At 61.6% G+C, this 25,797-nt stretch carries 23 protein-coding genes; 9 read left to right on the top strand and 14 right to left on the bottom strand.

The window, feature by feature from the left end:
• Positions 1–151: 151 nt before the first annotated feature.
• The 3 genes from ABLV52_RS15330 to lsrR all read right to left on the bottom strand — a co-directional run bounded on the left by ABLV52_RS15330 (position 152) and on the right by lsrR (position 4,988).
• The gene (locus ABLV52_RS15330) at positions 152–2,173 is read right to left on the bottom strand and encodes an NADPH-dependent 2,4-dienoyl-CoA reductase (RefSeq protein WP_102005545.1); all 2,022 of its coding nucleotides are present in this window, start codon (positions 2,171–2,173) and stop codon (positions 152–154) included.
• A gap of 207 nt (positions 2,174–2,380) precedes the next feature.
• Positions 2,381–3,979 carry an autoinducer-2 kinase gene (lsrK, locus tag ABLV52_RS15335; RefSeq protein WP_023291078.1) on the bottom strand — a complete coding sequence of 533 codons (1,599 nt, stop codon included), beginning with the start codon at positions 3,977–3,979 and terminating at the stop codon, positions 2,381–2,383.
• Positions 3,980–4,016: 37 nt separating this feature from the next.
• The gene (gene lsrR / locus ABLV52_RS15340; RefSeq protein ID WP_004206105.1) at positions 4,017–4,988 is read right to left on the bottom strand and encodes a transcriptional regulator LsrR; all 972 of its coding nucleotides are present in this window, start codon (positions 4,986–4,988) and stop codon (positions 4,017–4,019) included.
• 218 nt (positions 4,989–5,206) lie between these two features.
• Here lsrR and lsrA point away from each other — a divergent pair, with 218 nt between their 5' ends.
• The 6 genes from lsrA to lsrG are packed head-to-tail and all read left to right on the top strand — an operon-like array spanning position 5,207 to position 10,937.
• On the top strand, positions 5,207–6,694 hold the full coding sequence (gene lsrA / locus ABLV52_RS15345) for an autoinducer 2 ABC transporter ATP-binding protein LsrA (protein ID WP_023291076.1): 1,488 nt from the start codon (positions 5,207–5,209) through the stop codon (positions 6,692–6,694).
• Entirely contained in the window at positions 6,691–7,725 is a 1,035-nt protein-coding gene (gene lsrC, locus ABLV52_RS15350) for an autoinducer 2 ABC transporter permease LsrC (protein ID WP_023291075.1), read from the top strand. Before lsrA ends, lsrC begins: the two co-directional genes overlap by 4 nt.
• Positions 7,726–8,724, top strand: coding sequence for an autoinducer 2 ABC transporter permease LsrD (gene lsrD / locus ABLV52_RS15355; protein WP_072413577.1), 999 nt, complete (start codon positions 7,726–7,728; stop codon positions 8,722–8,724).
• Positions 8,725–8,731: 7 nt separating this feature from the next.
• The gene (gene lsrB / locus ABLV52_RS15360; protein ID WP_064155346.1) at positions 8,732–9,745 is read left to right on the top strand and encodes an autoinducer 2 ABC transporter substrate-binding protein LsrB; all 1,014 of its coding nucleotides are present in this window, start codon (positions 8,732–8,734) and stop codon (positions 9,743–9,745) included.
• Between the two features lie 11 nt (positions 9,746–9,756).
• Complete coding sequence (gene lsrF / locus ABLV52_RS15365; RefSeq protein ID WP_023291072.1) at positions 9,757–10,644, top strand: 3-hydroxy-5-phosphonooxypentane-2,4-dione thiolase; 888 nt, start codon at positions 9,757–9,759, stop codon at positions 10,642–10,644.
• The gene (gene lsrG / locus ABLV52_RS15370) at positions 10,641–10,937 is read left to right on the top strand and encodes a (4S)-4-hydroxy-5-phosphonooxypentane-2,3-dione isomerase (protein ID WP_004181386.1); all 297 of its coding nucleotides are present in this window, start codon (positions 10,641–10,643) and stop codon (positions 10,935–10,937) included. The genes lsrF and lsrG overlap by 4 nt, the downstream gene beginning before the upstream one ends.
• Positions 10,938–11,007: 70 nt before the next feature.
• Here lsrG and ygjG read toward each other — a convergent pair whose 3' ends face one another.
• Together ygjG and ABLV52_RS15380 are read right to left on the bottom strand one after the other, a co-directional pair.
• On the bottom strand, positions 11,008–12,387 hold the full coding sequence (gene ygjG / locus ABLV52_RS15375) for a putrescine aminotransferase (RefSeq protein ID WP_023291071.1): 1,380 nt from the start codon (positions 12,385–12,387) through the stop codon (positions 11,008–11,010).
• Between the two features lie 256 nt (positions 12,388–12,643).
• Complete coding sequence (locus ABLV52_RS15380; protein WP_023291070.1) at positions 12,644–13,198, bottom strand: PadR family transcriptional regulator; 555 nt, start codon at positions 13,196–13,198, stop codon at positions 12,644–12,646.
• 238 nt (positions 13,199–13,436) lie between these two features.
• Between ABLV52_RS15380 and ABLV52_RS15385 the strand changes: the two genes are divergently transcribed.
• Positions 13,437–14,213 (top strand): siderophore-interacting protein, encoded by a 777-nt coding sequence (locus ABLV52_RS15385; RefSeq protein ID WP_023291069.1) that lies wholly within the window; start codon positions 13,437–13,439, stop codon positions 14,211–14,213.
• A gap of 104 nt (positions 14,214–14,317) precedes the next feature.
• On the opposite strand, the gene ABLV52_RS15390 is transcribed toward ABLV52_RS15385, so the two are convergent.
• From ABLV52_RS15390 to ABLV52_RS15410, 5 genes are all read right to left on the bottom strand, one after another.
• Complete coding sequence (locus ABLV52_RS15390) at positions 14,318–15,967, bottom strand: glycerone kinase (RefSeq protein WP_348890575.1); 1,650 nt, start codon at positions 15,965–15,967, stop codon at positions 14,318–14,320.
• A 74-nt stretch (positions 15,968–16,041) separates the two neighbouring features.
• The gene (gene dhaM / locus ABLV52_RS15395; protein WP_322355514.1) at positions 16,042–17,463 is read right to left on the bottom strand and encodes a dihydroxyacetone kinase phosphoryl donor subunit DhaM; all 1,422 of its coding nucleotides are present in this window, start codon (positions 17,461–17,463) and stop codon (positions 16,042–16,044) included.
• Positions 17,464–17,473: 10 nt separating this feature from the next.
• On the bottom strand, positions 17,474–18,106 hold the full coding sequence (gene dhaL / locus ABLV52_RS15400; protein ID WP_017899726.1) for a dihydroxyacetone kinase subunit DhaL: 633 nt from the start codon (positions 18,104–18,106) through the stop codon (positions 17,474–17,476).
• 10 nt (positions 18,107–18,116) lie between these two features.
• Complete coding sequence (dhaK, locus tag ABLV52_RS15405; protein ID WP_032454135.1) at positions 18,117–19,187, bottom strand: dihydroxyacetone kinase subunit DhaK; 1,071 nt, start codon at positions 19,185–19,187, stop codon at positions 18,117–18,119.
• Positions 19,188–19,342: 155 nt separating this feature from the next.
• Positions 19,343–19,546 carry a hypothetical protein gene (locus tag ABLV52_RS15410; RefSeq protein ID WP_048298715.1) on the bottom strand — a complete coding sequence of 68 codons (204 nt, stop codon included), beginning with the start codon at positions 19,544–19,546 and terminating at the stop codon, positions 19,343–19,345.
• Positions 19,547–19,797: 251 nt separating this feature from the next.
• Between ABLV52_RS15410 and ABLV52_RS15415 the strand changes: the two genes are divergently transcribed.
• Together ABLV52_RS15415 and dhaR are read left to right on the top strand one after the other, a co-directional pair.
• Positions 19,798–20,895 (top strand): glycerol dehydrogenase, encoded by a 1,098-nt coding sequence (locus tag ABLV52_RS15415; protein WP_008806556.1) that lies wholly within the window; start codon positions 19,798–19,800, stop codon positions 20,893–20,895.
• A 101-nt stretch (positions 20,896–20,996) separates the two neighbouring features.
• Positions 20,997–22,922 carry a dihydroxyacetone kinase operon transcriptional regulator DhaR gene (dhaR, locus tag ABLV52_RS15420; RefSeq protein WP_023291064.1) on the top strand — a complete coding sequence of 642 codons (1,926 nt, stop codon included), beginning with the start codon at positions 20,997–20,999 and terminating at the stop codon, positions 22,920–22,922.
• On the opposite strand, the gene ABLV52_RS15425 is transcribed toward dhaR, so the two are convergent.
• From ABLV52_RS15425 to ABLV52_RS15440, 4 genes are read right to left on the bottom strand one after another with little or no spacing between them, the layout of a single operon-like run.
• Entirely contained in the window at positions 22,900–23,430 is a 531-nt protein-coding gene (locus ABLV52_RS15425) for a cob(I)yrinic acid a,c-diamide adenosyltransferase (RefSeq protein ID WP_044524805.1), read from the bottom strand. The genes dhaR and ABLV52_RS15425 overlap by 23 nt on opposite strands.
• Positions 23,431–23,784: a glycerol dehydratase reactivase beta/small subunit family protein gene (locus tag ABLV52_RS15430; protein WP_023291062.1), complete on the bottom strand. Its 354-nt coding sequence runs from the start codon at positions 23,782–23,784 to the stop codon at positions 23,431–23,433.
• A gap of 20 nt (positions 23,785–23,804) precedes the next feature.
• On the bottom strand, positions 23,805–24,968 hold the full coding sequence (gene dhaT, locus ABLV52_RS15435) for a 1,3-propanediol dehydrogenase (protein WP_044524803.1): 1,164 nt from the start codon (positions 24,966–24,968) through the stop codon (positions 23,805–23,807).
• A 21-nt stretch (positions 24,969–24,989) separates the two neighbouring features.
• Positions 24,990–25,418 (bottom strand): heme-binding protein, encoded by a 429-nt coding sequence (locus ABLV52_RS15440; RefSeq protein ID WP_032454130.1) that lies wholly within the window; start codon positions 25,416–25,418, stop codon positions 24,990–24,992.
• Positions 25,419–25,797 lie beyond the last annotated feature (379 nt).

The following is a 25,797-nucleotide window of genomic DNA, read 5'->3' on the forward strand; positions in this document are numbered from 1 at the left end:
CTGTCGCCTTAGCCGGGCTACCGACTGTCGCCTTAGCCGGGCTACCGACTGTCGCTTTAGCCGGGCTACCGACTGTCGCTTTAGCCGGGCTACCGTTCGGGATTATCGTGGTAGCCCGGGGAAGGCGCATCGCGCCGCCCCCGGGACACGGCTAAATCGCCAGGGCCAGCTTCGTGCCCTGGGCAATCGCCCGGCGCGCATCCAGCTCCGCCGCCACGTCGCAGCCGCCGATCAAATGCACCGTTTTCCCCGCCGCGCGCAGCGGATCCGCCAGCTCGCGGCGCGGCTCCTGACCTGCGCAGATCACGACATGATCCACCGCCAGCAGCTGGCGCTCGCCGCCGATCGTCACGTGTAATCCCTCATCATCGATCTTCTCATAGCTGACCGCCGGGATCATTTTCACGCCGCGCGCCAGCAGCGTGGCGCGGTGGATCCAGCCGGTGGTTTTGCCGAGCCCGTCGCCCGGTTTGCTCGCCTTGCGCTGCAGCATCACAATCTGTCGCGGGCTTTGACTCAGCTGCGGGCCTTCAGGACGCAGCCCGCCCGCCGTCCGCAGGCTGGTATCGATACCCCATTCGCGACAGAACTCGCCGATATCCTGGCTGGTGGCCACCCCCGACTGGCTTAAATACATCGCGGTGTCGAAGCCGATGCCGCCGCAGCCGATAATCGCCACCTTCGCGCCAACCGGCGCTTTATCGCGTAAGACATCCAGGTAGCTGAGCACCTTGGGATGATCGATCCCGACGATCGCCGGCAGGCGCGGGGCAATGCCGGTGGCGAGGATCGTCTCATCGAACGCCAGCAGATCGTCTGCCGTGACGCGGGTGTGCAGACGTAGATCGACGCCGTTAAGATCGAGCATTCTACGGTAGTAGCGCAGGGTTTCATGAAACTCCTCTTTGCCGGGGATCTGTTTGGCGATATTAAACTGGCCGCCGATCTCCGGGAGGGCATCGAACAACGTGACGTGATGACCGCGGGCGGCGGCGTTAACCGCGAAGGCCAGACCGGCAGGCCCGGCGCCGACCACCGCCAGCCGCTTAGGGGCGTTGGCAGGCAGGACCGGCATCAGGGTTTCATGGCAGGCGCGCGGGTTGACCAGACAGGAGGTGACTTTGCCGACGAAGATCCGATCGAGACACGCCTGGTTGCAGCCGATGCAGGTGTTGATCTCATCGGCGCGATCGCTCTGTGCTTTCGACATAAATTCGGCATCGGCAAGGAACGGGCGGGCCATTGAGACCATGTCGGCATCGCCGCGGGCGAGGATTGCCTCCGCGACCTGCGGATCGTTGATGCGGTTGGTGGTGATCAGCGGGATCGACACCGCGCCCTTCAGTTTGCGGGTGACCCAGCTAAAGGCGCCGCGCGGTACCGGAGTGGCGATGGTCGGAATGCGCGCTTCGTGCCAGCCGATGCCGGTGTTGATGATCGTCGCCCCCGCCGCCTCGATGGCTTTGGCCAGCGCGGTGACTTCCGCCAGCGTGCTGCCGTCGTTAACCAGATCGAGCATCGACAGACGGTAGATGATAATGAAATCGTGACCGGCGCGCTGGCGCACGGCCTTGACTACTTCAACGGCGAAACGCATCCGGCGCGCGTAATCGCCGCCCCATTGATCGTTGCGCTGGTTAGTGCGCGCGGCGAGGAATTCGTTAATCAGATAGCCCTCAGAGCCCATCACCTCCACGCCGTCATAGCCTGCTTCCCGCGCCAGCTGGGCGCAGTGGGCAAAATCATCGATCAGCGAGAGGATCTCGTCGTGGCTCAGCTCATGAGGGGTGAACCGGTTAATCGGCGCCTGCAGAGGAGAGGGAGCGACCAGCGCGGGCTGGTAGCTGTAGCGCCCGGTGTGCAGGATCTGCAGGGCGATTTTACCGCCTTCCTGATGTACCGCGTCGGTGATCTGGCGATGATGCGCCAGATGGCTGACATCGTTGAGTACCGCGCCGCCGGCCATGGTCACCCCGGACGGGGCGGGCGCGATGCCGCCGGTGACGATCAGCGCCACGCCGTGCCGCGCGCGCTCGGCGTAAAAGGCCGCTAACCGTTGCGCGCCGTCGGGCAGTTCTTCCAGACCGGTATGCATGGAGCCCATCAACACGCGGTTTTTGAGGGTAGTGAAGCCCAGCTCAAGCGGGGCGAAAAGCGACGGATAGCGGCTCATAATGGCTTCCAATGTAAAATTATTGTTATGTGGTCGGATGAGTTACTAATTTAGCCGTCGTGAAGAAAAAGGGAAAAGGGGAGTGCGGTGATTGTGATGGGATTCAAAGAACGGCGAAGCGTTGCCCCTCTCCCAAAGGGAGAGGGGCGAGCGGGCACTGAAAATCAGGCTTCGCGCTGAACGGTCCCCTCTTCCTCAGGGAGAGGTTTAGGGGGAGGGGGAAGACACAGCGCGCTGGCGGCGTTCGAGGCCCGGCGCCTGCCACATCGACGTTGTCAGCCCGCTATCGACAAGACCAAGCTGATCGGCATAGACCGACTGCCATTTACTCATCATCTCCTGATACAGCTCGCGATGCTGCGGATTAGGGGTGAACTCGCGGTGCCAGCTCACTAACTTTTCTCCGGCGCTGGCCATGTCGCCGTACAGCCCGGCGCCAGCGCCGGCGGCGATGGCGCAGCCGAGGGCGGTGGCTTCGCGGACCACCGGCACCCGCACCGGCAGGCCGGTGACGTCGCTGAGGATCTGGCTCCACAGCGCTCCCTTCGAGCCGCCGCCGGCAAACACCAGGCTATCGAAAGTCACCCCGGAAAACTGCGATATCTGCGCCAGGTTGCAGGCGGAGACAATCGCCGCGTTCTCCTCCAGGGCGCGGAACAGAGTGGCTTTATTGCACTTCTCCGGATCGATGGAGAGGTTAATAAACGACGGCGCGGCGTGGTACCACTGCTTAAAGTGCATGGCGTCGGAAAAAATAGGCATCACGCCGTGGGAACCGGCGGGTACGCGGCTGGCCATCTCCTCCAGCAGCGAATAGGCATCGACGCCGAGGCGCTCGGCAATCAGCTTTTCTTCAGCGCAGAAGGCGTCGCGGAACCAGCGCATGGTCAGGCCGGTAAAAAAGCTGATGGACTCCGCCTGCGCCATGCCGGGAATGACGTGAGGGTTAACGCGAATATTCATCTGCGGGTCGGTGCGCACCTGCGGCAGATTCACCACCTGCTGCCAGAAGGTGCCGCCGAGCACTGCGCTTTGTCCGGCGCGCACCACCCCGAGTCCCAGGCAGCCGAGCTGCACGTCGCCGCCGCCCATCACCACCGGCGTCCCGGCGCGCAGGCCGCTCTGCTGGGCTGCCGCTTCGGTGACGGCGCCCAGCAGCGTGCCGGTCTCTTTCACCGGCGACAGCATATCGGCGCGCAGCCCGGCCATATCCAGCAGCGCCGGACGCCAGTCGCGGCTGAACAGATCGAGCATGCCGGTGGTGCCCGCGTTTGACGGGTCGACCGCCAGCTCGCCGGAAAGCTTCGCCGCCAGCCAGTCGCTGATCATGGTGATGGTCGCCGCCTTGCGGTAGATATCGGGCCGATGGTGCGCCAGCCACAGCAGGCGCGGCATCGCGCTGAGCGCCAGCGTTTGCCCGGAGACCTCGTACACCTCGGATTCAAAACGATAGTCGTGGATCTCTTTAAGCTCCGCGACTTCGCGGCTGGCGCGGGCATCAACGTTGGCGCAGGCCCAGATGGCCTCGCCGTTGCGGTCATAGAGGACGATCCCTTCGCGCATCGAACAGCAGGCGACGGACTGAATATCGGCGGGAGAGAGCCGGGCGGCGTCGAGCGCCTGGCGAATGCACTGGCAGGCCAGCTGCCAGTTGGTGGTAAGGTCGAACTCCATCGAGCCGGGGACGTTATCGACGCTCAGGTGTTTCCATTCGGCCTGGCCCACCGCCAGCTGGCGGCCATTGAGATCGAAAATGACCGCCCGAATGCTGCCGGTCCCGGCATCTAACGCTAACAGGTAACTCATGACATGCGCCTCGCTGTTGTCGCGCGGCGCCGGGCCTTCAGGAGGCCAGCGCGAGCACCGCGCGTGCTGTTGTCTCTTCCGTTACCAGGCCATTAATCCGCTTGCCAATCAGAGCGGCATGAATCGCCTGCGCTTTTTGTTCTCCTCCGGCGACGCCGACGATGGTCGGCAGCTGCGCCAGCTCATCCAGGGTCACGCCGAGCAGTTCCCGATGGATCTCCAGCCCCTCTACCGGCCGGCCGTCGGCCTGCAGGAAATAACCTAAAATGTCGCCGACCGCCCCTTTGCGGGCGTACATCAGCTGTTCGCCCTCGCTGATATAGCCGGAGCGCAGAATGGTCGCGTCGCGCCGCTGATCGATAGCGCCAATGCCAACCACCGCCGCGTCCGCCGCCGTCGCCGCCAGCATCACATCGCGCACGCTGGATTCGCGGCGCAGGATTTCGGCGACCTCCGCCGACGAGACCCGCAGCGGCGCCGGAATAATGCTCACGCTGCAGGCGGCATCCAGCTGACCGATGCCGGTCATATAGGGGCCGACGCCGCCGGAGAGGGTCACCAGCCGCACCTGCTGCGAGCCGATAAAGCCGCTGAGATGCTGCAGGCAGCTCATGGTGGCTTCGCCGAAGCCGACCGCCAGCAGCTGTCCCGGTTGCAGAATCCCCATCAGCGACTGCGCCGCGCCTATCCCCAGCCGGGTATTCATCGGCGGGGTGTTGAGCGCCGGCAGCACGCGAGCAATCTTGAGGCCAAAGCGCTGCTGGAGTTCGCTTTCCAGCGCCAGACAGCCTTCATAGCGCGAGTTGATCTGCACGCGGATCACCCCGGACTGGCGACCTTTCTCCAGCAGGCGGGAAATCTTCAGCCGCGGCAGCCCCAAACGCTCGCCGATGTCGTTTTGCGTCAGGCCGTCGTGGTAGTAACACCACGCCACCCGCGCCACCAGCTCTTCCTCGGCTAACGCCAGCCCGGCGTAGCGATGGTCTTCCGTAATGCGTTTTTCGCTCATAAATTGAACTCTTATAAAAATTTAGATCATATGTTCGCTATTGCGCGGCCGGAAAGTGTGAGCCGACTGGCAAAACGGATCTTTCCTCTCTGGCCCCTTTTTTCCGGACGATCTAAAGCGCCAAACTGTGATCTTCGCACGGTTGTAAATATAGTTCACCGTCTACGCTTTTGAACATTATTAAATTTAAAAATCATTTGTTCAAACGAGGCGCGACGATGAAGCCACTGCTTGAAGCTCGCCAGATCCGCAAACAGTTCTCCGGCGTTGCCGTGCTGAAGGGCATCGACTTTACGCTATGCGCGGGCCAGGTGCATGCGCTGATGGGGGGCAACGGCGCGGGTAAATCGACGCTGATGAAGATCATCGCCGGCGTCGAAACCCCGGATAGCGGTGAACTGACGATCGGCGAACGCGCGTTTGCGCGCCTTAACCCGGCGCTGGCCCACCAGCTGGGCATCTATCTGGTGCCGCAGGAGCCGATGCTGTTTCCCAACCTCAGCGTGCGCGAGAACATTCTTTTTCGTCTGCCGAAGCGGGCGGATACCGCCGCGCGGCTGCAGGAAAAACTGCAGCAGCTGAACTGCCAGATCAACCTGGACGCCAGCGCCAGCACGCTTGAGGTAGCCGATCAACAGATGGTCGAGATCCTGCGCGGCCTGATGCGCGAGGCGCGGATCCTGATCCTTGATGAACCCACCGCCTCTTTAACGCCGGGCGAAACGGAAAGGCTGTTTCAGCAGATCCGGGCATTGCAGGGGCTCGGCGTGGGGATCGTCTTTATCTCGCACAAACTGCCGGAAATCCGCCAGCTTGCCAGCCATGTGTCGGTGATGCGCGATGGGGCGGTAGTGCTCAGCGGCGAAACGGCGGGCTACGGCGACCAACAGCTTATCAGCGCCATGACGCCGGCCAGCCGCGACCATGCGCTGAGCGACACGCAAAAGCTGTGGCTGGCGCTGCCGGGCAACCGCCGCACCCAGGCGCAGGATTTTCCCGTTTTGCGGGTGGAGGATCTCACCGGCGAAGGTTTTATCGATCTCAGTCTGGAGATCCGCGCCGGGGAGATCGTCGGCCTCGCCGGGCTGGTGGGATCCGGGCGCACCGAATTTGCCGAAACCTTATACGGCCTGCGTCCGCCGCGCGCCGGGCGGATCTGGCTGGAGAACCGCGAGATTAGTCAGGAGAGCACCCGCGCCAGGCTGGCCAGCGGGCTGGTCTATCTGCCCGAAGACCGCCAGGTCTCCGGGCTGTTTCTCGATGCGCCGGTGCGCTGGAACACGGTGATGTTCAATCAGCCGTCGTGGTGGCAGCAGGGGAAACGGGAGGCGGCGGTGGTCGAACGCTATCACCGGGCGCTGGGGATCAAGCTGGCCGATGGCGATCAGCCGGTGCGTACCCTCTCCGGCGGCAACCAGCAGAAGGTGCTGCTGGCGCGCTGTCTGGAGGCTAACCCGCTGCTGTTGATTGTTGATGAACCGACGCGCGGCGTGGATGTCTCCGCCCGCGCCGATATCTATCAGTTGCTGAAAAGCGTTGCCGCGCAAAATGTGGCGGTGCTGATGATCTCCAGCGATCTGGATGAGTTCGTTGGCCTGGCCGACCGGGTGTTGGTGATGCATCAGGGCCGCTACAGCGGCGAGCTGGCGCGGCAGGCGGTGACCGTCGATCGTATGATGACCCTGGCCTTTGGAGGGCAGGCATGAAAACGTTACTCAAGAATCGCGAACTGAGCGCCTTCTTCGCCATCGTGGCGCTGTTTGCCGTGCTGGTGGCGCTCAATCCGGCCTATTTCAGCCTGCAGACGCTGGCGATGATTTTCGCCAGCTCGCAAATTCTGTGCCTGCTGGCGCTGGGGGCAACGCTGGTGATGCTGACCCGCAATATCGACGTATCGGTGGGCTCCACCGTTGGCCTGAGCGCCATCGCTGTTGGGGTGGCGCTGAACAACGGCTACGGGCTGGCGACGGCGATCGCCTTCGCGCTGGCGATTGGCGCGCTGGCCGGGGCTTTTAACGGCCTGCTGGTGGTGGGGCTGCGCATTCCGGCGATCGTCGCCACCCTCGGCACGCTGGGGTTGTATCGCGGGGTGATGTTGCTGTGGACCGGCGGGAAATGGATCGAAGGCTTGCCCGATAGCCTGAAATCGCTCTCGGAGCCGCTGTTTATCGGCGTCTCGCCGCTGGGCTGGCTGGTGCTGGCGCTGCTGCTGGCGGGAGCATGGCTGCTGTCGCGCACCGCCTCTGGGCGTGATTTCTATGCCGTTGGCGATAACCTCGCCGCTGCCCGCCAGCTGGGCGTGGCGGTCAACCGCACGCGGATGCTGGCCTTTACCCTCAACGGTATGCTGGCGGCCTGCGCCGGGATCGTCTTCGCCGCGCAGATTGGCTTTGTGCCCAATCAGACCGGCAGCGGCCTGGAGATGAAAGCCATCGCCGCCTGCGTGCTGGGCGGGATTTCGCTGCTCGGCGGCACCGGCACCCTGCTCGGCGCGTTTCTCGGCGCCTTCTTCCTCACCCAAATCGACACCGTGCTGGTGCTGTTCCGCCTTCCCGCCTGGTGGAATGACTTTATCGCCGGCCTGGTCCTGCTCGGGGTGCTGGTCCTTGATGGCCGCCTGCGCCAGGCGCTGACCCGCCATCAGCGGGCGCTGAAGTACAGCCGTTTCCAGCCCGGCAACAAAGGGGGCAAACAGGTTGCCCGCTTTCCCGAACGCAAAAGCAAAGAGGTGGCCTAAATGAAGCTGAAGCTTAACTGGGAAAGCGCGCTGCTGGCGTTGTTAGTCGTGGAAATCCTGCTGTTCGGCGCGCTGAATCCGCGCATGCTGGATCTCAATATGCTGCTCTTTAGCACCAGCGACTTTATCTGCATCGGCATCGTCGCGCTGCCGCTGACGCTGGTGATCATCAGCGGCGGGATCGATATTTCGCTGGGCTCGACCATCGGCCTGTGCGCCATCGCCCTCGGGGTGATGACCCAGGCGGGCTGGCCGCTGTGGCTGGCGGTGTCGCTGACGTTGCTGCTGGGGCTGCTGTGCGGGTTAATCAACGCCGCGCTGATCCACTACACCGGCATCAGCCCGCTGGTGATCACCCTCGGGACGCTGTATCTGTACGGCGGCGGCGCGCTGCTGCTTTCCGGCATGGCCGGCGCCACCGGCTATGAAGGGATCGGCGGCTTTCCCGACAGCTTCACCGCCTTCGCCAATTTAACCCTGGGCGGGCTGCCGCTGCCGCTGGTGCTGTTCGCGGTCATCACCTTTCTCTTCTGGCTGCTGGCCCATCGCGGGCGCTTTGGCCGCCATCTTTTTTTACTCGGGCAAAACTCGCGCGCCGCCCGCTATGCCGCGCTGTCGGTCAACGGCATCCCATATGTGCTGTATGGCCTGGTGGGCGTGGCGTCGGCAGTGGCGGCGCTGGTGATGGTCTCCTATTTTGGCTCGGCGCGTTCGGATTTAGGCCGTGACCTGCTGATGCCGGCGCTGACCGCGGCGGTGCTCGGCGGGGCCAATATTTACGGCGGCTCGGGATCGATACTGGGTACCGCGCTGGCGGCATTGCTGGTGGGGTATCTGCAACAGGGTTTACAGATGGTCGGCATCCCCAACCAGGTGTCGAGCGCGCTGTCAGGGGCGCTGTTGGTGGTGGTGGTGATGGGGCGTTCGCTGAGCCTGCACCGTGAATGGGTGCGCGCGACCTGGCGGCGTCTTTTCTCGCGTAAAACAATCGGAGCATAAACATACGATGAAAACCAAACGAATCCTCCAGACGAGCGTCCTGGCGCTGGCGTTAAGCGTGGCAACCGCCCAGGCGGCGGACCGCATCGCCTTTATACCTAAGCTGGTCGGCGTGGGCTTCTTTACCAGCGGCGGCAACGGCGCGAAAGAGGCGGGGAAAGCGCTGGGCGTGGATGTCACCTATGACGGCCCCACCGAGCCCAGCGTTTCCGGCCAGGTGCAGCTGATCAACAACTTCGTCAACCAGGGCTACAACGCGATTATCGTCTCCGCCGTCTCGCCGGACGGCCTGTGTCCGGCGCTGAAGCGGGCGATGCAGCGCGGGGTGAAGGTCCTGACCTGGGATTCCGATACCAAACCGGAGTGCCGCAGCATCTATATCAATCAGGGCACGCCGCAGCAGCTCGGCGGCCTGCTGGTGGAGATGGCGGAAAAGCAGGTGACCAGGCCCGCTGCCAAAGTGGCGTTTTTCTACTCCAGCCCGACGGTGACCGACCAGAACCAGTGGGTGAAGGAAGCCAAAGCCAAAATCGAAAAAGAACATCCGCAGTGGCAAATCGTCACCACCCAGTTCGGCTATAACGATGCCACCAAATCGCTGCAAACCGCCGAGGGGATCTTAAAAGCGTATCCGGATCTTGACGCCATTATCGCGCCGGATGCCAATGCCCTGCCGGCGGCGGCGCAGGCGGCGGAAAACCTCAAGCGCCAGGGCGTGGCGATCGTCGGCTTTAGTACCCCCAACGTGATGCGCCCGTACGTGGAGCGCGGCACGGTGAAAGCCTTTGGCCTGTGGGATGTGGTTCAGCAGGGCAAAATTGCGGTTAACGTCGCCGATCGTCTGCTGAAAAAGGGCGATCTTAACGTCGGCGACAGCGTTGAGGTGAAAGATATCGGCTCGCTGAAGGTCGAACCGAACAGCGTGCAGGGCTACCAGTATGAGGCGAAGGGCAACGGTATCGTGCTGCTGCCGGAGCGCGTGGTGTTCAGCAAAGAGAACATCAATAACTACGACTTCTGACGGAGGATGAGATGGCTGATTTAGACGATATCAAAGAGGGCAAGGACTTCGGCCTCGACCGCCCGCAGCAGAACACGCTGTATACCCTGAAAGGCTGCGGCTCGCTGGACTGGGGCATGCAGTCGCGGCTGGCGCGTATTTTTAATCCGCACAGCAACCGCACGGTCATGCTGGCCTTCGATCACGGTTACTTCCAGGGACCCACCACCGGGCTGGAGCGCATCGATCTGTCGATTGCGCCGCTGTTCGAGGAAACCGACGTGCTGATGTGCACCCGCGGCGTACTGCGCAGTCAGGTGCCGGCCGCGACCAACAAACCGGTGGTGCTGCGCGCCTCCGGCGGCAACTCGATCCTCAGCGAACTTTCCAACGAGTGCGTGGCGGTGGCGATGGAAGATGCGCTGCGCCTGAACGTCTGCGCAGTGGCGGCGCAGGTCTATATCGGCAGCCAATACGAACATCAGTCGATCAACAACATCATCAAACTGGTGGACGCCGGCAACCGCTACGGTATGCCGGTACTGGCGGTGACCGGCGTCGGCAAAGAGATGACCCGCGATGCGCGCTACTTCTCGCTGGCCAGCCGGATTGCCGCCGAAATGGGGGCGCAGTTTGTGAAGACCTATTTCGTTGAGGAAGGCTTTGAAAAAGTGACCGCCAGCTGCCCGGTGCCGATCGTCATCGCCGGGGGGAAAAAGCTGCCGGAGCATGAGGCGCTGGAGATGTGCTGGCGGGCGATCGACCAGGGGGCGTCCGGGGTGGATATGGGGCGCAATATCTTCCAGTCCAGCGCCCCGCGCGCGATGCTGAAGGCGGTGAAAAAGGTGGTGCATGAGAATCTGAACGCGCGCGAAGCGTACCAGTTCTGGCAGGAAGAGAAACAGGGAGAGCGGAAATGAATGTGACGCTGGTGGAGATCAATATCAAACCCGAGCGGGTGGATGAGTTTCTCGAGGTGTTCCGCGCCAACCACGAAGGGGCGCTGCGGGAGCCGGGCAACCTGCGCTTTGATGTTCTGCAGGATCCGGAGGTGAAGACCCGCTTTTTTATCTACGAAGCCTATAAAGACGATGAAGCGGTGCTGGCGCACAAGAAGACCCCGCACTATTTAGCCTGCGTCGAAAAGCTGGAAGAGATGATGTCGCAGCCGCGGCAGAAGCGCAGCTTTATCGGCCTGCTACCGCAGGTGTGAGGGAAATCCAGAGCAGAAGATAACCCCGGTCCTCTTCCATTGGGAGAGGACCGGGGGGAGGGGCAGTTTATTACGCCTCTTCAACCGAGACGCGCAGGGCCGCCAGCGCCTTACGCGCCGCCTTCAGCACCTGCTCGCACTGCTCAAGGGTGAGGGTCAGCGGCGGTTCAACGCGGATCGTCTTGGCGTTATTTAACGTCCCGGCGACCAGCACCCGCTGTCTGAACATCTCGCTGGCAAAGTCGTAGCCAATCTCGTTATCGACAAACTCGATGGCCATCAGCATGCCTTTCCCGCGCACTTCATTCACCAGGTCCGGATACTCCTGCGCCAGCAGGCGGAAACCGTCCAGCAGCATATCGCCTTTCTGCGCCGCCTGCGCCGGCAGGTTTTGCGTCAACAGCACGTTAATGGTCGCCAGCGCCGCCGCACAGGCCAGCGGGTTGCCGCCGAAGGTCGTGGTGTGCAGGAACGGGTTGTCGAACAGCACCGAGAAGACCTCTTCCGTCGCCACCGTCGCGCCGATCGGCATCACGCCGCCGCCGAGCGCTTTCGCCAGACACAGAATGTCGGGCTGAACGTTCTCATGCTCGCAGGCGAACATCTTGCCAGTGCGGCCCATGCCGGTCTGCACTTCATCGAGGATCAGCAGGGCGCCAAACTCGTCGCACAGCTTACGCACCGCCGGCAAATACCCCGTCGGCGGCAGGATCACGCCCCCTTCGCCCTGAATCGGCTCAAGGATCACCGCCGCGACGTCGTCGCCGGTTTTCTTGCACTCGCTCAGCATGGTGCGCATGGCGTTGATATCGCCGAACGGCACATGGCGGAAGCCCGGCAGCAGCGGCATAAACGGTTTGCGGAAAGTCGACTTGGCGGTGGCCGACAGCGCGCCCAGCGATTTGCCGTGGAAGGCGCCGCTGGTGGCGATGAAGGTGAATTTACCGCGCGGCGACTGATAGGCTTTCGCCAGCTTGATGGCCGCCTCTACCGATTCGGTACCGCTGTTGCAGAAGAAGCTGTACTTCAGTTTGCCGGGCGTTAAGGCCGCCAGGGTTTTCGCCAGCATCGCGCGTAGCGGATCCAGCAGTTCCTGACTGTGAAGCGGTTGTTTCGCGAGTTGATTCTCGACGGCGGATACCACAACTGGATTACGGTGCCCTACATTGAAGATGCCAAACCCGCCAAGGCAGTCGATAAACTCCTGTCCCTGGGTGTCGACAAGCGTATTTAACCCTCCCGCTTGCCACTCTACGGCTCCGTAATCCCCGCCGGCTGTGACCGATTTTCGATACTCTAAAAACCCCGGATTCACATGCTCTTTAAAGTATTCTCTGACCTCCTGGTTAAGTGCTTTCATTTCCTCATGGTCAAGCGTGCGCTTTTCAATGAGATTCAGTGCGTGTGCGCTGCAGGCCAGAGCCGATGCGCTGGAAGGTAACCTGTTCAAAATGTGCTCCTGGGGCGGACGTATCACACGATACTGGATTAAGTATTGCAGGGATTACGCCAGTTCGGCAGAAGCGGTGAAAATCGGGATAAATGCAAAGTAAAAGACGAAATGTGTAAAATTTAATCTCATGGCGCCATTATTGGCACGTTTTATTCCTGAGCTGACGAGATTTTCTGCCTGCGGCGTTGAGCGGCACGATCCGTCGTGGTGCGGGCTGCCCCAGCGCGGGGCAGCCGATGGTGAGAAAAGAGGCTTAGTCGAGCTGGGAGATCTCCATCGCCGCCCGGTCGATAATGCCGATGATCTGCTTGAGCTGGGCGGCGCTGCTGGCCTGCTGGTTCACTTTCAGGTCGAGGACCGCTTTGAAATTCTCCAGCGCGCGCTTCATCTGCGGATCGCGGCGCAGCTCACAGCCGACCATCCGCGCCTGCAGACGCTCCTGGATATGGGCCAGATGCTCCTGGTTCTCCGCGTGCAGCTGTTTCCCCTCTTCGCTGATGACGATTTTTTTGCGTCCGTTGTCGTCTTCCACGCTGATGAGACCCTGGTCCTGGAGCAGATCCAGCGTCGGGTAGATCACCCCCGGGCTGGGACTGTAGTTCCCCTGGGTGAGGGTTTCGATCTCTTTGATCAGCTCATAGCCATGGCTGGCGCTGCGGCTGAGGATGTCCAGAATAATCAGCCGCAGTTCGCCGTGGCCAAAGAAACGCTGGCGACGTCCGCCGCCGCGACGGCCATGGTCGCCGTGTTCGCTGGGGTCACCGTGGCGCCCGCGCGGCCCACGCCCGTCTTCATGATGATGTCGCATGGTTACCTCCTGCTATGTTTTGATATATCTAATTTATATCTAAAAAATGAATTCTCGCAATGCTGGTTGTGATTTATTTTTTAATTTGTTGATATTTATGTGTTTATTTTTGGTGCTGGTATTTTAATGCGGTTTGTTTTGACTATATCAAAAAAAGACTTGCATTCTTTTTAGATGGCAATCATTATCATTTGCATCGAGTTTAGATATATCTATTTACTGTTCACGAAGGCGATCGATGATGACAAAAACCAAAGCAGACAAGTACCCGCAGCGTGTCCGCAATGAGCTGCGTTTCCGTGAGCTGACGGTGCTGCGCGTGGAGCGCGCAGGCGCGGCTTTCCAGCGCATCGTGCTGGGAGGCGAGGCGCTGGAAGGTTTCGTTTCCCGCGGCTTTGACGACCACACCAAGCTTTTCTTCCCGGAGCCGGGCGCGGCGTTTGCCCCGCCGCAGGTGACCGAGGAGGGGATTGACTGGGGCGAGGGCGTGCGGCCTGCTACCCGCGACTATACGCCGCTGTACGATGCCGAACGCCATGAGCTGGCGTACGACTTCTTTATCCACGACGGCGGAATCGCCAGCCGCTGGGCGCTGGAGGCAAAAGCGGGCGATAAGCTGGTGATCGGCGGTCCGCGCGGCTCGCTGGTGGTGCCGGAGGATTACGCCTGGCAACTGTATGTCTGCGATGAGTCCGGTATGCCGGCGCTGCGTCGTCGTCTGCTGGGTTTGCGTCAGCTGGCGGTGACGCCGCAGGTGACGGCCATCGTCACTATCGCCGATGCGTCATATAAAGATTATCTGGCGGACCTCGACGGCTTTAACATCGAGTGGGTGGTGGGCCACCATCCGGCGTTCGTCGCCGAGCGTCTGGCGCAGGTGAAGGTGCCGGCGGAGGATTATTTCATCTGGCTGACCGGCGAAGGCGCGGTGGTGAAATCGCTGCTGGCGCGCTTTGAGGATGAGAGCATCGATCAGCAGCTGGTGCGCTCGCAGGCGTACTGGCACAGCAAGTAAAAAGCCATCGTGGTCAAACCCGGATAGCGGCGCGTAGCGCCTTATCCGGGCTACGGTTGGCGCCGATTTGTAGCCCCGGTAAGCACAGCGCCACCGGGGAAGGCTTATCGTTCCGCCAGCGCTTTAAGCACCATCGCTACCGCGTGGGCGCCGGGGTCCATGTTGCCGAGCAGGCTGTCGCTGTTGAGATAGGACGCTCGTCCGGCGCCGGCTTTGCCCGACTGGCAAGTGCGATCCGCGCCGGCCTGCGCCGCGGCAAAAGCGGCCTGCAGGTTCTCCGGTTCGGCGAGCAGCGCCGCCAGCGCTGGCTGCAGCGCGTCGATCATTGTCCGGTCGCCTTCCTCGGCGCCGCCGTAAAATTTCATCTGCTCCAGGCCGGCGTTCAGCGCCTCGGCCACGCTGGCGCCTTGCCCCAGCTTCTGCCCGGCAGCGGTGAAGAAGATCGACATCAATACCCCGCTGGAGCCGCCCATCACCACCGTCAGGCGTTCGCCCGTGAGCGCGAACAGCGTGGGCAGATCGTTCAGCGGCAGCTGCTGGCGCTGCAACAGGTCGGCAATCTCACGCGCCCCGGCGGCGAAGGTGGAGCCGGTATCGCCATCGCCCACTTTGGCATCCAGCGCGTTGAGATGGTCTTCAAGCCCGACGAGGGTGCCGGTCACCTGGGCCACGTAATCGCCCACCTGCGGGTTGGCCGAAGGCGTAAAGTTGACGCGCGGGCTGGCGAGAGTGGACGGCATGATGTTAACCGTCCGCGGCTGCACCGGCCGCGGCCAGCTGGCGGTTTCCACATCCGCCAGCAGCGCTTTCTCAATACTCTCTTCCAACACGATGGCGCTCAGCGAGAAACCCTTCATATCCAGGGCCGTCACCAGCGAGGCCGGGCCAATCAACCAGTCAATGCGCGCCTGCAGCGGCGTGTTGGCCAGTTCGCGGGTCAGGATCGCCATTTCGGCCACCGACACGCCGCCGAGATTATTGAGCATCACCGCCAGACGGCCGGTTTCCGGCAAGGCGGCGGTCAGTTTTTCCACCATCAGATTGACGATGTCCGCACTGTTTTGCGTGGCGATGGTGGAGGCGCCAGGTTCGCCGTGGATGCCCATTCCCAGCTCGGCATGGCCGGCCTGATGGCGCGGCGCGCTGTCCGCCTCCTGCGGCAGATGGCAGCTGGCCAGCGCCACCCCGATGCTGGCGGTGTGGTTGGCGGCATACTGCGCTTCGCGCAGAACGGTGGCGAGATTGCAGCCGCGCTCGGCAAAATAGCCCGCCACCTTATGGACGAACAGCGTACCGGCGATGCCGCGCGGCTGTTTGTTTTCCGGCAGCGAAATGTCGTCGCCGACGATCAGCATTTCCACGTTGTAGCCGAGACGGCGCGCTTTCTCCGCCGCGAGGCCGAAGTTCAGCCGGTCGCCGGTATAGTTTTTTACGATCAGCAGGCAGCCCGCCTCGCCGGTCACCGCCTGAATGGCGGTAAGCACCGCGTCGACGCTCGGCGAGGCGAACAGATCGCCACAAACCGCGGCGGTCAGCATGCCTTTACCAATAAAGCCGACGTGCGCCGGTTCGTGGCCGGCGCCGCCGCCGGCGATCACCGCCACGTTGTTTTTATTCAGGTCGCGACGGACCAACACCCGGATCGCCGGGTCGCTCTCCAGCCGGGCGAGGTTGTTCCACGGACTGGCGATGATGGTCCCCTCAATCACATCGTTGACGAGGCTGGCGCGCTGGTTAAAAAAGAATTGAGACATAGTGGTTCCTGAAGAGTAAGCGAAAACTCACCCTCCGGAGGCAGGCCTCCGGAGCGGTAACGGACAAAGTGGATTTAGTGACGGATAAGGCGCTGGCGGCGCATATCGAGCGCGATGGGCTCGCCGGGCTGCACGCTGTTCAGCGCCTCGCCCTGCTGACACAGCCAGGCGATCCCCGCCGCGCGGGCGATAATCGCGCCGTGGGCCTGTTCGCTGCCGTCGCGCAGGCACAGGCCTTTCACGCGGCTGGCATCCAGTTGCAGGACGGCCGACGGGAACATGTTGTCAGCGATAATAATGGTCGGCTCGCCGGGCGTCGGCAGCGTTTCCTGCACGTCCTGCAGATGGCGCAGGGTGCGCTGCAGAATATCTTCGATATCGATATAGCGCGCCTGGAGATAGGGGTCATCCAGCTGGCGATACTGCTGGCTGAGCTCCATCAGCACCTGATGCCACGCCCATTCCGCCGAGCACGGCTCGGTGAGCAGACGATCGTTGGCGGCATCAAACAGATCCTCATCGTCGAGCAGAGTGTGGTGCCCGGCGAAAATCGCCGCGATATCGGCGTTAAATTTATTCTCCGCCAGCTCGGTCAGGGCAGTGAGATCCGCCAGCGTCTGGTCGATAGCCCGGCGCAGCCGCTGCTGCTCGTGGGCGACATCGGCGGCGGCCGGGCGGACCGGCTGGATCAGGGCCAGCGGATAGCGCAGCGCGATGCCTTCGACGCGCTCGGGGGCGGCCGGGGCCGCTGCCGGTTGCGCCGCAGGCGATTCGCCGAAGTTATCGGCGGCCAGCGCCTGAAACGCCGCCAGCGCCGCATCGGCCTCTGGCCCGCGGGCCAGCAGGCGCAGCTTATCGTTGCGCCGCACCTGCAGCAGGGCGATTTGGTTGAGGCTGTCCGGTTTGACGCACTTCCCGTTTTTCTCCAGCAGCAGATCGGCGTTAAAGCCCGCCAGCGCGGCGACCAGCTTCGACGCCGGACGCACGTGCAGGCCGTTGTGGTTCTGTATGACGACCGCAAGCGACTTGCTGTCGCCATCGTCGGCAAGCGTCGGCGCCGGGGCGGCGTCAGGGGTTGGCGAAGGTAAACCCAGCTGGATCCGTTTGGCCTCCAGGGCGTTCATGGCGTCGGCGATCACTTTGTCGATCCCGGCGCCGGAGGCGGCGCTGACGGTGGCCGCCAGCGTCCCCTCCACCAGCGGCGCGGCGCACAGCCGCACCTTCGCGGCAATCGCCGGATCGAGCAGGTCGAGGGCGGTTTCGGCGCTAAGCAACGCGCTGCCAATATCCATCATCACCAGCACGTGGTCGGTATCGGCGACGGATTCGATCGCTTCCATGACCTTGATCGGATCGGTGCCGATCGGGCTGTCGGGATCGTCGATCCCGGCGGCGATCGCCAGCTTGCAGCCGTCGTTGATTAACATCTGCCGGGCCAGTTCTCCGACACCTTCGCCCAGCCGGGCGCTATGAGAAACAATAACCAGGTTTACCATCGCGATTTCCTTACTCTTTGGCCGCGGCGGCCAGCATCTGCATCATAAACATCACTGACGTGGCGCCCGGATCCTGATGGCCGATGCTGCGTTCGCCAAGGTAGCTGGCGCGGCCTTTGCGCGCCTGCATGGTGATGGTGCTGTGGGCGCCGGCCTCCGCTGCTTTGCAGGCGGCATCCAGCGCGGCGGCGATCGACAGATGCTGCTCGCTGGACTGGCGCAGGGAGTCCACCACCGGCAGCCAGACGTCGCACATGGTTTTATCCCCTGGCTCCGCTTTACCGCGGTTGACGACGCCGTCCGCGCCTTCGCGGATCATCAGGTATAGTTCGTCGAGGGTCAGGCTCTGGTGGGCCTGAGTGACCTGCGCGGCGCGAATGAAGAAGGTGCCGAACAGCGGGCCGCTGGCGCCGCCGACGTTGGAGAGCAGCGTCATGCCGGTGTTTTTGAGGATAAAGCCAATATCTTTATCGGCAATCGACGGCAGCTTTTCCACCACCTTGCTGAACCCGCGGTGCATATTCAGGCCGTGGTCGGCATCGCCGATCTCTTTATCGAGGCCGGTGAGAAAATCGCTCTCTTTGGTGAAGATATCGCCGCAGCGGTACAGCCAGTCGACGATTTGCGTTCTGTTCAGTGACATGTCGTGCTCCTTAGTTTCCCCAGTTCAGCGCCGGGGTATGAACCGGGGCGTCCCATAGCGCCAGCGTCTCATCATCCGCTTTCAGCAGGGTGATGGAGAAGCCCGCCATATCCAGCGAGGTGCAATAGCTGCCGACGAGGTTGCGTTCGATGATGATGCCGGACGCTTCGCAGCGCTGGGCGAGCCGGTGATAGACGCCGTACAGTTCGGACAGCGGCGTGGCGCCGAGGTTATTGACCATGGCGATGACCCGGTCGCCGTTTTGTAGCGCGGTTTTGCTCTGCTTCACTTCCTGCCACGCGCCCTTAACGGTATCCCACTGGCGCAGCGTGCGGCTGTAGGCGCCATTCTCCAGCAGGGTATCGAACATCTCATCGACGGTTTGGTCCAGTGAGCTGAAGCGACGGCGGTCGATGCCCGGCTCGCCGTGAATGCCGACGCCGAACTCCATTTCATCGTCCTGCAGGGTAAAGGAGGGTTGTCCGGCGGCCGGTACGGTGCAGGCGCCGAGGGCGATGCCAATGGAGTGGCCGAGATTATTCAGGCGGCGCCCCAGTTCAGCGCAGGCCTCCAGCGAATCGCCGCGCTCGGCGGCGGCGCCGACCAGTTTTTCGATCAGAACGGTATTGGCGACGCCGCGGCGGCCTGCGGTATAGAGACTGTCTTTCACCGCCACGTCGTCGTCGACCACCACGGTGGTGACTTTAATGCCGCTCTCATGCAGCAGCTCGGTGGCGGTTTCGAAGTTCAGGATGTCGCCGGTGTAGTTTTTGATAATCAGCAGGACGCCTTCGCCGCCGTCAATCTGCATCGCGCATTCGAACATTTTATCCGGCGTCGGCGAGGTGAAGATTTCCCCCGGGCAGGCGCCAGAGAGCATCCCCTGGCCGATATAGCCGCAGTGCATCGGCTCATGGCCGCTGCCGCCGCCGGAGAGGAGGGCGACCTTGCCGGCCACCGGCGCGTCGGCGCGGGTGACGTACAGCGGGTCCTGGTGCAGGGTCAGCTGCGGGTGGGCTTTAGCCAGCCCCTGTAATTGTTCATTCAGTACATCTTCAACACGGTTAATCAGCTTTTTCATTATTCAGTGCTCCGTTGGAGAAGGTTCGATGCGGCCTCTCTGCTGGCGGAGGCGGTCATCGCGTAGGGGTATCGTCTGACGGTGCAGCGTGCCTGGCGATATGATGATTCTGGCTGAGCGGACGAAAAAAAGAATGCCCCGGCGATCGGGTTTCATTACGAAACATCACCTGCTGATTTTGTTTCTTTATGGAACGTTTTTGCTGAGGAAACGGTGAAAATGCGAGCTGGCGCGCTTTTTTTCCTCTGCCTTAAGCGCCGGTCATCGCGGCTGGCGCAGCGGGCTGAAAAAAATTTTTTGCTAAATTTCCCCCGGCTGTGGGGAAAAAGCCTGCCGCTAAAGGGGGATGGTAAGGGAATTATGCGGCAGAGGAGCGGATCGGGATCGCAATCCTGACGAAGACTAGGGTTTTTTGTTCCAATATGGAACGTAAAAATTTAACCTGTGTTTCAAATCAGAACAAAAAGGCGAAAGATTTTTTTGTTCCGTGCCGGCCCTACAGTGATCGCACTGCTCCGGTACATTCCGTTGAGGCCGCGCTTTACCGGCCGGCGCGGATAACGCCAGGGCTCATCATGTCTACATGCGCACTTATTTGAGGGTGAAAGGAATGCTAAAAGTTATTCAATCTCCAGCCAAATATCTTCAGGGTCCTGATGCTGCTGTCCTGTTCGGTCAATATGCCAAAAACCTGGCGGAGAGCTTCTTCGTCATCGCTGACGACTTCGTGATGAAGCTGGCGGGGGAGAAAGTGGTGAATGGCCTGCAGAGTCACGATATTCGCTGCCATGCGGAACGGTTTAACGGCGAATGCAGCCATGCGGAAATTAACCGCCTGATGGCGATTTTGCAAAAACAGGGCTGCCGCGGCGTGGTTGGCATCGGCGGCGGTAAAACCCTCGATACCGCGAAGGCGATCGGTTACTACCAGAAGCTGCCTGTGGTGGTGATCCCGACCATCGCTTCGACCGATGCGCCGACCAGCGCGCTGTCGGTGATCTACACCGAAGCGGGCGAGTTTGAAGAGTATCTGATCTATCCGAAAAACCCGGATATGGTGGTGATGGACACGGCGATTATCGCCAAAGCGCCGGTACGCCTGCTGGTCTCCGGCATGGGCGATGCGCTCTCCACCTGGTTTGAGGCCAAAGCCTGCTACGATGCGCGCGCCACCAGCATGGCCGGGGGGCAGTCCACCGAGGCGGCGCTGAGCCTGGCCCGCCTGTGCTATGATACGCTGCTGGCGGAGGGCGAAAAGGCCCGTCTGGCGGCGCAGGCCGGGGTGGTGACCGAAGCGCTGGAGCGCATCATCGAAGCGAACACCTACCTCAGCGGCATTGGCTTTGAAAGCAGCGGCCTGGCCGCCGCCCACGCGATCCACAACGGTTTCACCATTCTGGAAGAGTGCCATCACCTGTATCACGGCGAGAAAGTGGCCTTCGGCACCCTGGCGCAGCTGGTGCTGCAGAACAGCCCGATGGACGAGATTGAAACCGTGCTGGGCTTCTGCCAGCGCGTCGGCCTGCCGGTGACCCTCGCGCAGATGGGCGTCAAAGAGGGGATCGACGCGAAAATCGCCGCGGTGGCGAAAGCCACCTGCGCGGAAGGGGAAACCATCCACAATATGCCGTTTGCGGTGACCCCGGAGAGCGTGCACGCCGCTATCCTCACCGCCGATCTGTTAGGCCAGCAGTGGCTGGCGCGTTAATTCGCGGTGGCTAAACCGCTGGCGCCGGTCGGCGGTCTTTCTTTCTCCCCTCTGGCAGCGGCTGCCGGAGGGGTTCTCTATGGTAAAACGCGGAAAACAGTATGACTGTTCAGACTCAGGATACCGGGAAGGCGGTCTCTTCCGTCATCGCCCAGTCATGGCATCGCTGCAGCAAGTTTATGCAGCGCGAAACCTGGCAAAAACCGCACCAGGCCCAGGGCCTGACCTTTGACTCGATCTGTCGGCGTAAAACCGCGCTGCTGACCATCGGTCAGGCGGCGCTGGAGGACGCTTGGGAGTTTATGGACGGTCGCCCCTGCGCGCTGTTTATCCTTGATGAGACTGCCTGTATTCTGAGCCGCTGCGGCGAACCGCAAACGCTGGCGCAGCTGGCTGACCTGGGGTTTCGCGACGGCAGCTACTGCGCGGAGAGCATTATCGGCACCTGCGCGCTGTCGCTGGCCGCGATGCAGGGGCAGCCGATCAACACCGCCGGCGATCGGCATTTTAAGCAGGCCCTGCAGCCATGGAGCTTTTGTTCGACGCCGGTGTTCGATAACCACGGGCGGCTGTTCGGCTCTATCTCGCTTTGCTGTCTGATGGAGCACCAGTCCAGCGCCGACCTCTCCCTGACGCTGGCCATCGCCCGCGAGGTGGGCAATTCCCTGCTCACCGACAGCCTGCTGGCGGAATCCAACCGCCACCTCAATCAAATGTACGGCCTGCTGGAGAGCATGGACGACGGGGTGATGGCGTGGAACGAACAGGGGGTACTGCAATTTCTCAATGTTCAGGCGGCGAGACTGCTGCATCTTGATGCCCAGGCCAGCCAGGGAAAAAATATCGCCGATCTGGTGACCCTGCCGGCGCTGCTGCGCCGCGCCATCAAACACGCCCGCGGCCTGAATCACGTTGAAGTCACCTTTGAAAGCCAGCACCAGTTTATCGACGCGGTGATCACCTTAAAACCGATTGTCGAGTCGCAAGGCAACAGCTTTATTCTGCTGCTGCACCCGGTGGAGCAGATGCGTCAGCTGATGACCAGCCAGCTGGGCAAAGTCAGCCACACCTTTGAGCAGATGTCAGCCGACGATCCGGAAACCCGGCGGCTGATCCACTTTGGCCGCCAGGCGGCGCGCGGCGGCTTTCCGGTACTGCTGTGCGGTGAAGAGGGGGTGGGGAAAGAACTGCTGAGCCAGGCCATCCACAATGAAAGCGAGCGGGCGGGCGGCCCCTACATCGCCGTCAACTGCCAGCTGTATGCCGACAGCGTGCTGGGCCAGGACTTTATGGGGAGCGCCCCCACCGATGATGAAAATGGCCGCCTGAGCCGCCTTGAGCTGGCCAACGGCGGCACCCTGTTTCTGGAAAAAATTGAGTATCTGGCGCCGGAGCTGCAGTCCGCCCTGCTGCAGGTGATTAAACAGGGAGTGCTTACCCGCCTCGACGCCCGCCGCCTGATCCCGGTGGATGTGAAGGTGATCGCCACCACCACCGTCGATCTGGCCAACCTGGTGGAACAGAACCGCTTTAGCCGCCAGCTGTACTATGCGCTGCACTCTTTCGAGATCGTCATTCCGCCGCTGCGCGCCCGGCGCAACAGTATCCCGTCGCTGGTGCATAACCGGCTGAAAAGCCTGGAGAAGCGTTTCTCTTCCCGGCTGAAAGTGGACGATGACGCGCTGGCCCAGCTGGTGGCCTACTCGTGGCCGGGAAATGATTTTGAGCTTAACAGCGTGATAGAGAACATCGCCATCAGCAGCGATAACGGCCACATTCGCCTGAGCAACCTGCCGGAATATCTCTTTTCCGATCGGCCGGGGGCCGATAGCGGCTCATCGCTGCTGCCGGCCAGCCTGACCTTTAGCGCCATCGAAAAAGAGGCCATCATCCACGCCGCCCGGGTGACCAGCGGGCGGGTGCAGGAGATGTCGCAACTGCTGAATATCGGCCGCACCACCCTGTGGCGCAAAATGAAGCAGTACGATATCGACGCCAGCCAGTTCAAGCGCAAGCATCAGGCCTAGTCTCCTCGATACGCGCCATGGAGAACAGGGCGTCCGACAGACGATTGCTGTAGCGTTTGAGCGCGTCGCGCAGAGGGTGCGAGCGGTCCATGGCCGTCAGCAGACGTTCCAGCCGACGGGCCAGGGTGCGCGCCACGTGCAGCTGGGCGGAGGCGAGATTCTTCCCCGGGATCACAAACTGTTTCAGGGGGCCGCTTTCGGCCATATTGCGGTCGATAAGTCGCTCCAGGGCGGTGATCTCCTCCTCGCCGATCGTCTGGCTCAGGCGGACCAGGCCCCGCGCATCGCTGGCCAGTTCGGCCCCCAGCGCGAACAGCGTCTCCTGAATCTGATGCAGACTTGCCCGCAGCCCGGCGTCGCGGGTGGTGGCGTAGCAGACGCCCAGCTGGGATATCAGTTCATCGACGGTGCCGTAGGCCTCGACGCGAATATGGTCTTTCTCGATGCGGCTGCCGCCGTACAGGGCGGTGGTGCCTTTATCTCCGGTGCGGGTATAGATACGGTACATTCAGCTTCTCTCACTTAACGGCAGGACTTTCACCAGCTGCCCGGCGTTGGCGCCGAGCGTACGCAGATGATCGCGGCTATCGGTGACGTGCCCGGTCGCCAGCGGCGCGTCCGCCGGCAGCTGGGCATGGGTTAGCGCGATCTCGCCGGCTGCGCTGAGCCCAATGCCCACCCGCAGCGTCGAGCTTCTGGCCGCCAGGGCGCTCAGCGTATCGGCGTCACCGCCTTCGTCGCAGGATACGGTCTGGCAGGGGACCCCCTGCTCCTCCAGCCCCCAGCACAGCTCATTGATGGCGCAGGCATGGTGCCCGCGCGGATCGTAAAACAGGCGTACGCCCGGCGGTGAAAGCGACATGACGGTCCCCTCGTTAACACTCAGAATGCCTGGCGGAAAATCGCGGCAATCTCCTGCTCGTTGCCCTTACGCGGGTTCGAGAACGCGTTGCCGTCTTTCAGGGCCATCTCCGCCATGTAAGGGAAGTCGGCCTCTTTCACCCCCAGATCGCGCAGATGCTGCGGAATCCCGATATCCATCGACAGACGCGCGATGGCGGCGATAGCTTTTTCCGCCGCGTCGAGGGTCGACAGTCCGGCGATATTTTCGCCCATCAGTTCGGCGATATCGGCGAATTTTTCCGGGTTGGCTATCAGGTTATAGCGAGCCACGTGCGGCAGCAGGACGGCGTTGGCCACGCCGTGCGGCATGTCGTACAGCCCGCCCAGCTGATGCGCCATGGCGTGCACATAACCGAGGTTGGCGTTATTGAAGGCCATCCCGGCCAGCAGAGAGGCGTAGGCCATGTTTTCCCGCGCCTGAAGATTGCTGCCGAGGGCGACGGCCTGGCGCAGGTTGCGGGCGATGAGGCGGATCGCCTGCATGGCGGCGGCGTCAGTCACCGGGTTGGCGTCTTTAGAGATATAGGCCTCTACGGCGTGGGTCAGGGCATCCATCCCGGTCGCCGCGGTCAGGGCGGCCGGTTTGCCGATCATTAGCAGCGGATCGTTGATGGAGACCGACGGCAGGTTGCGCCAGCTGACGATCACAAACTTCACTTTGGTTTGGGTGTTGGTCAGGACGCAGTGGCGGGTGACCTCGCTGGCGGTGCCGGCGGTGGTGTTGACCGCGACGATGGGCGGCAGCGGGTTGGTCAGGGTCTCAATCCCGGCATACTGATAAAGATCGCCCTCATGGGTGGCGGCGATACCGATGCCTTTGCCGCAGTCGTGCGGGCTGCCGCCGCCCACGGTGACGATAAGATCGCACTGCTCGCGGCGAAACACGGCGAGACCGTCGCGCACGTTGGTGTCTTTCGGGTTCGGCTCGACGCCGTCAAAGATCGCCACCTCGATGCCGGCCTCCCGCAGATAATGCAGAGTTTTATCCACCGCGCCATCTTTTATCGCCCGCAGGCCTTTGTCGGTAACCAGCAGGGCTTTTTTACCCCCCAGCAGCTTGCAGCGGTCACCGACCACGGAAATAGCGTTGGGACCAAAAAAGTTAACGTTTGGCACCAGATAATCAAACATACGATAGCTCATAATATACCTTCTCGCTTCAGGTTATAATGCGGAAAAACAATCCAGGGCGCACTGGGCTAATAATTGATCCTGTTCGACCGTACCGCCGCTAACGCCGACGGCACCAATTATCTGCTGGTTTAAAATAACCGGCAGGCCGCCGCCAAAAATAATGATTCGCTGTTGATTGGTCAGTTGCAGACCATACAGAGATTGTCCGGGCTGAACCGCTGGCGTAATTTCATGGGTGCCTTGTTTCAGGCTGCAGGCGCTCCAGGCTTTATTCAACGAAATATCGCAGCTGGAGACAAAGGCCTCGTCCATCCGCTGGACAAGCAGCGTGTTGCCGCCGCGGTCAACCACGGAAAATACCACCGCTACGTTGATCTCATTAGCTTTTTTCTCCACTGCCGCCGCCATTTTCTGGGCGGCGGCCAGGGTGATAGTCTGAATGTGTTGGCTCTTGTTCATGATTATCTCCCGCGCCAGGGTAATGCTGACGCGAATAGTCAGTAGGGGGCGAAAGTAAAAAAACTATCGCCACGCGGTTGGCTTAATTTATTTTTCTCAGCGTTATTTTGTCGCCCGCCATGATTTAGTCAACAGGTCTAAAAAGGCTTCGGAAAAACGCGGTGGCGGGCTTTTTTTATTAATTGATTTATATCAATGCTGGCGATCACATTTTTTATTTTAGCCGTTGCGGCGGGGTTTCATAGTGAAACTGTTTGCCGATTTAACGTGCCAGATTGAAACAAAATTAATTTTATTTTTTTCACCAGTGGCTCCTTTAAAGTTCCGCTATTGCCGGTAATGGCCGGGCGGGCAGCGACGCTGGCCCGGCGTGTTCGCT

Source organism: Klebsiella sp. GB_Kp056, assembly GCF_040064755.1.
Taxonomy (GTDB): domain Bacteria; phylum Pseudomonadota; class Gammaproteobacteria; order Enterobacterales; family Enterobacteriaceae; genus Klebsiella; species Klebsiella quasipneumoniae.

Excerpts from the sequence above, each read along its gene's own strand:
- ABLV52_RS15430 (WP_023291062.1), bottom strand. The coding sequence starts at position 23,784 with ATGTCGCTTTCACCGCCGGGCGTACGCCTGTTTTACGATCCGCGCGGG.
- ABLV52_RS15330 (WP_102005545.1), bottom strand. The coding sequence starts at position 2,173 with ATGAGCCGCTATCCGTCGCTTTTCGCCCCGCTTGAGCTGGGCTTCACT.
- lsrR (WP_004206105.1), bottom strand. The coding sequence starts at position 4,988 with ATGAGCGAAAAACGCATTACGGAAGACCATCGCTACGCCGGGCTGGCG.
- lsrC (WP_023291075.1), top strand. The coding sequence starts at position 6,691 with ATGAAAACGTTACTCAAGAATCGCGAACTGAGCGCCTTCTTCGCCATC.
- lsrK (WP_023291078.1), bottom strand. The coding sequence starts at position 3,979 with ATGAGTTACCTGTTAGCGTTAGATGCCGGGACCGGCAGCATTCGGGCG.
- lsrD (WP_072413577.1), top strand. The coding sequence starts at position 7,726 with ATGAAGCTGAAGCTTAACTGGGAAAGCGCGCTGCTGGCGTTGTTAGTC.
- lsrG (WP_004181386.1), top strand. The coding sequence starts at position 10,641 with ATGAATGTGACGCTGGTGGAGATCAATATCAAACCCGAGCGGGTGGAT.
- ABLV52_RS15390 (WP_348890575.1), bottom strand. The coding sequence starts at position 15,967 with ATGTCTCAATTCTTTTTTAACCAGCGCGCCAGCCTCGTCAACGATGTG.
- ABLV52_RS15415 (WP_008806556.1), top strand. The coding sequence starts at position 19,798 with ATGCTAAAAGTTATTCAATCTCCAGCCAAATATCTTCAGGGTCCTGAT.
- ABLV52_RS15380 (WP_023291070.1), bottom strand. The coding sequence starts at position 13,198 with ATGCGACATCATCATGAAGACGGGCGTGGGCCGCGCGGGCGCCACGGT.
- dhaR (WP_023291064.1), top strand. The coding sequence starts at position 20,997 with ATGACTGTTCAGACTCAGGATACCGGGAAGGCGGTCTCTTCCGTCATC.
- ABLV52_RS15425 (WP_044524805.1), bottom strand. The coding sequence starts at position 23,430 with ATGTACCGTATCTATACCCGCACCGGAGATAAAGGCACCACCGCCCTG.
- lsrF (WP_023291072.1), top strand. The coding sequence starts at position 9,757 with ATGGCTGATTTAGACGATATCAAAGAGGGCAAGGACTTCGGCCTCGAC.
- lsrA (WP_023291076.1), top strand. The coding sequence starts at position 5,207 with ATGAAGCCACTGCTTGAAGCTCGCCAGATCCGCAAACAGTTCTCCGGC.
- dhaM (WP_322355514.1), bottom strand. The coding sequence starts at position 17,463 with ATGGTAAACCTGGTTATTGTTTCTCATAGCGCCCGGCTGGGCGAAGGT.
- ABLV52_RS15440 (WP_032454130.1), bottom strand. The coding sequence starts at position 25,418 with ATGAACAAGAGCCAACACATTCAGACTATCACCCTGGCCGCCGCCCAG.
- dhaK (WP_032454135.1), bottom strand. The coding sequence starts at position 19,187 with ATGAAAAAGCTGATTAACCGTGTTGAAGATGTACTGAATGAACAATTA.
- ABLV52_RS15385 (WP_023291069.1), top strand. The coding sequence starts at position 13,437 with ATGATGACAAAAACCAAAGCAGACAAGTACCCGCAGCGTGTCCGCAAT.
- lsrB (WP_064155346.1), top strand. The coding sequence starts at position 8,732 with ATGAAAACCAAACGAATCCTCCAGACGAGCGTCCTGGCGCTGGCGTTA.
- dhaL (WP_017899726.1), bottom strand. The coding sequence starts at position 18,106 with ATGTCACTGAACAGAACGCAAATCGTCGACTGGCTGTACCGCTGCGGC.
- dhaT (WP_044524803.1), bottom strand. The coding sequence starts at position 24,968 with ATGAGCTATCGTATGTTTGATTATCTGGTGCCAAACGTTAACTTTTTT.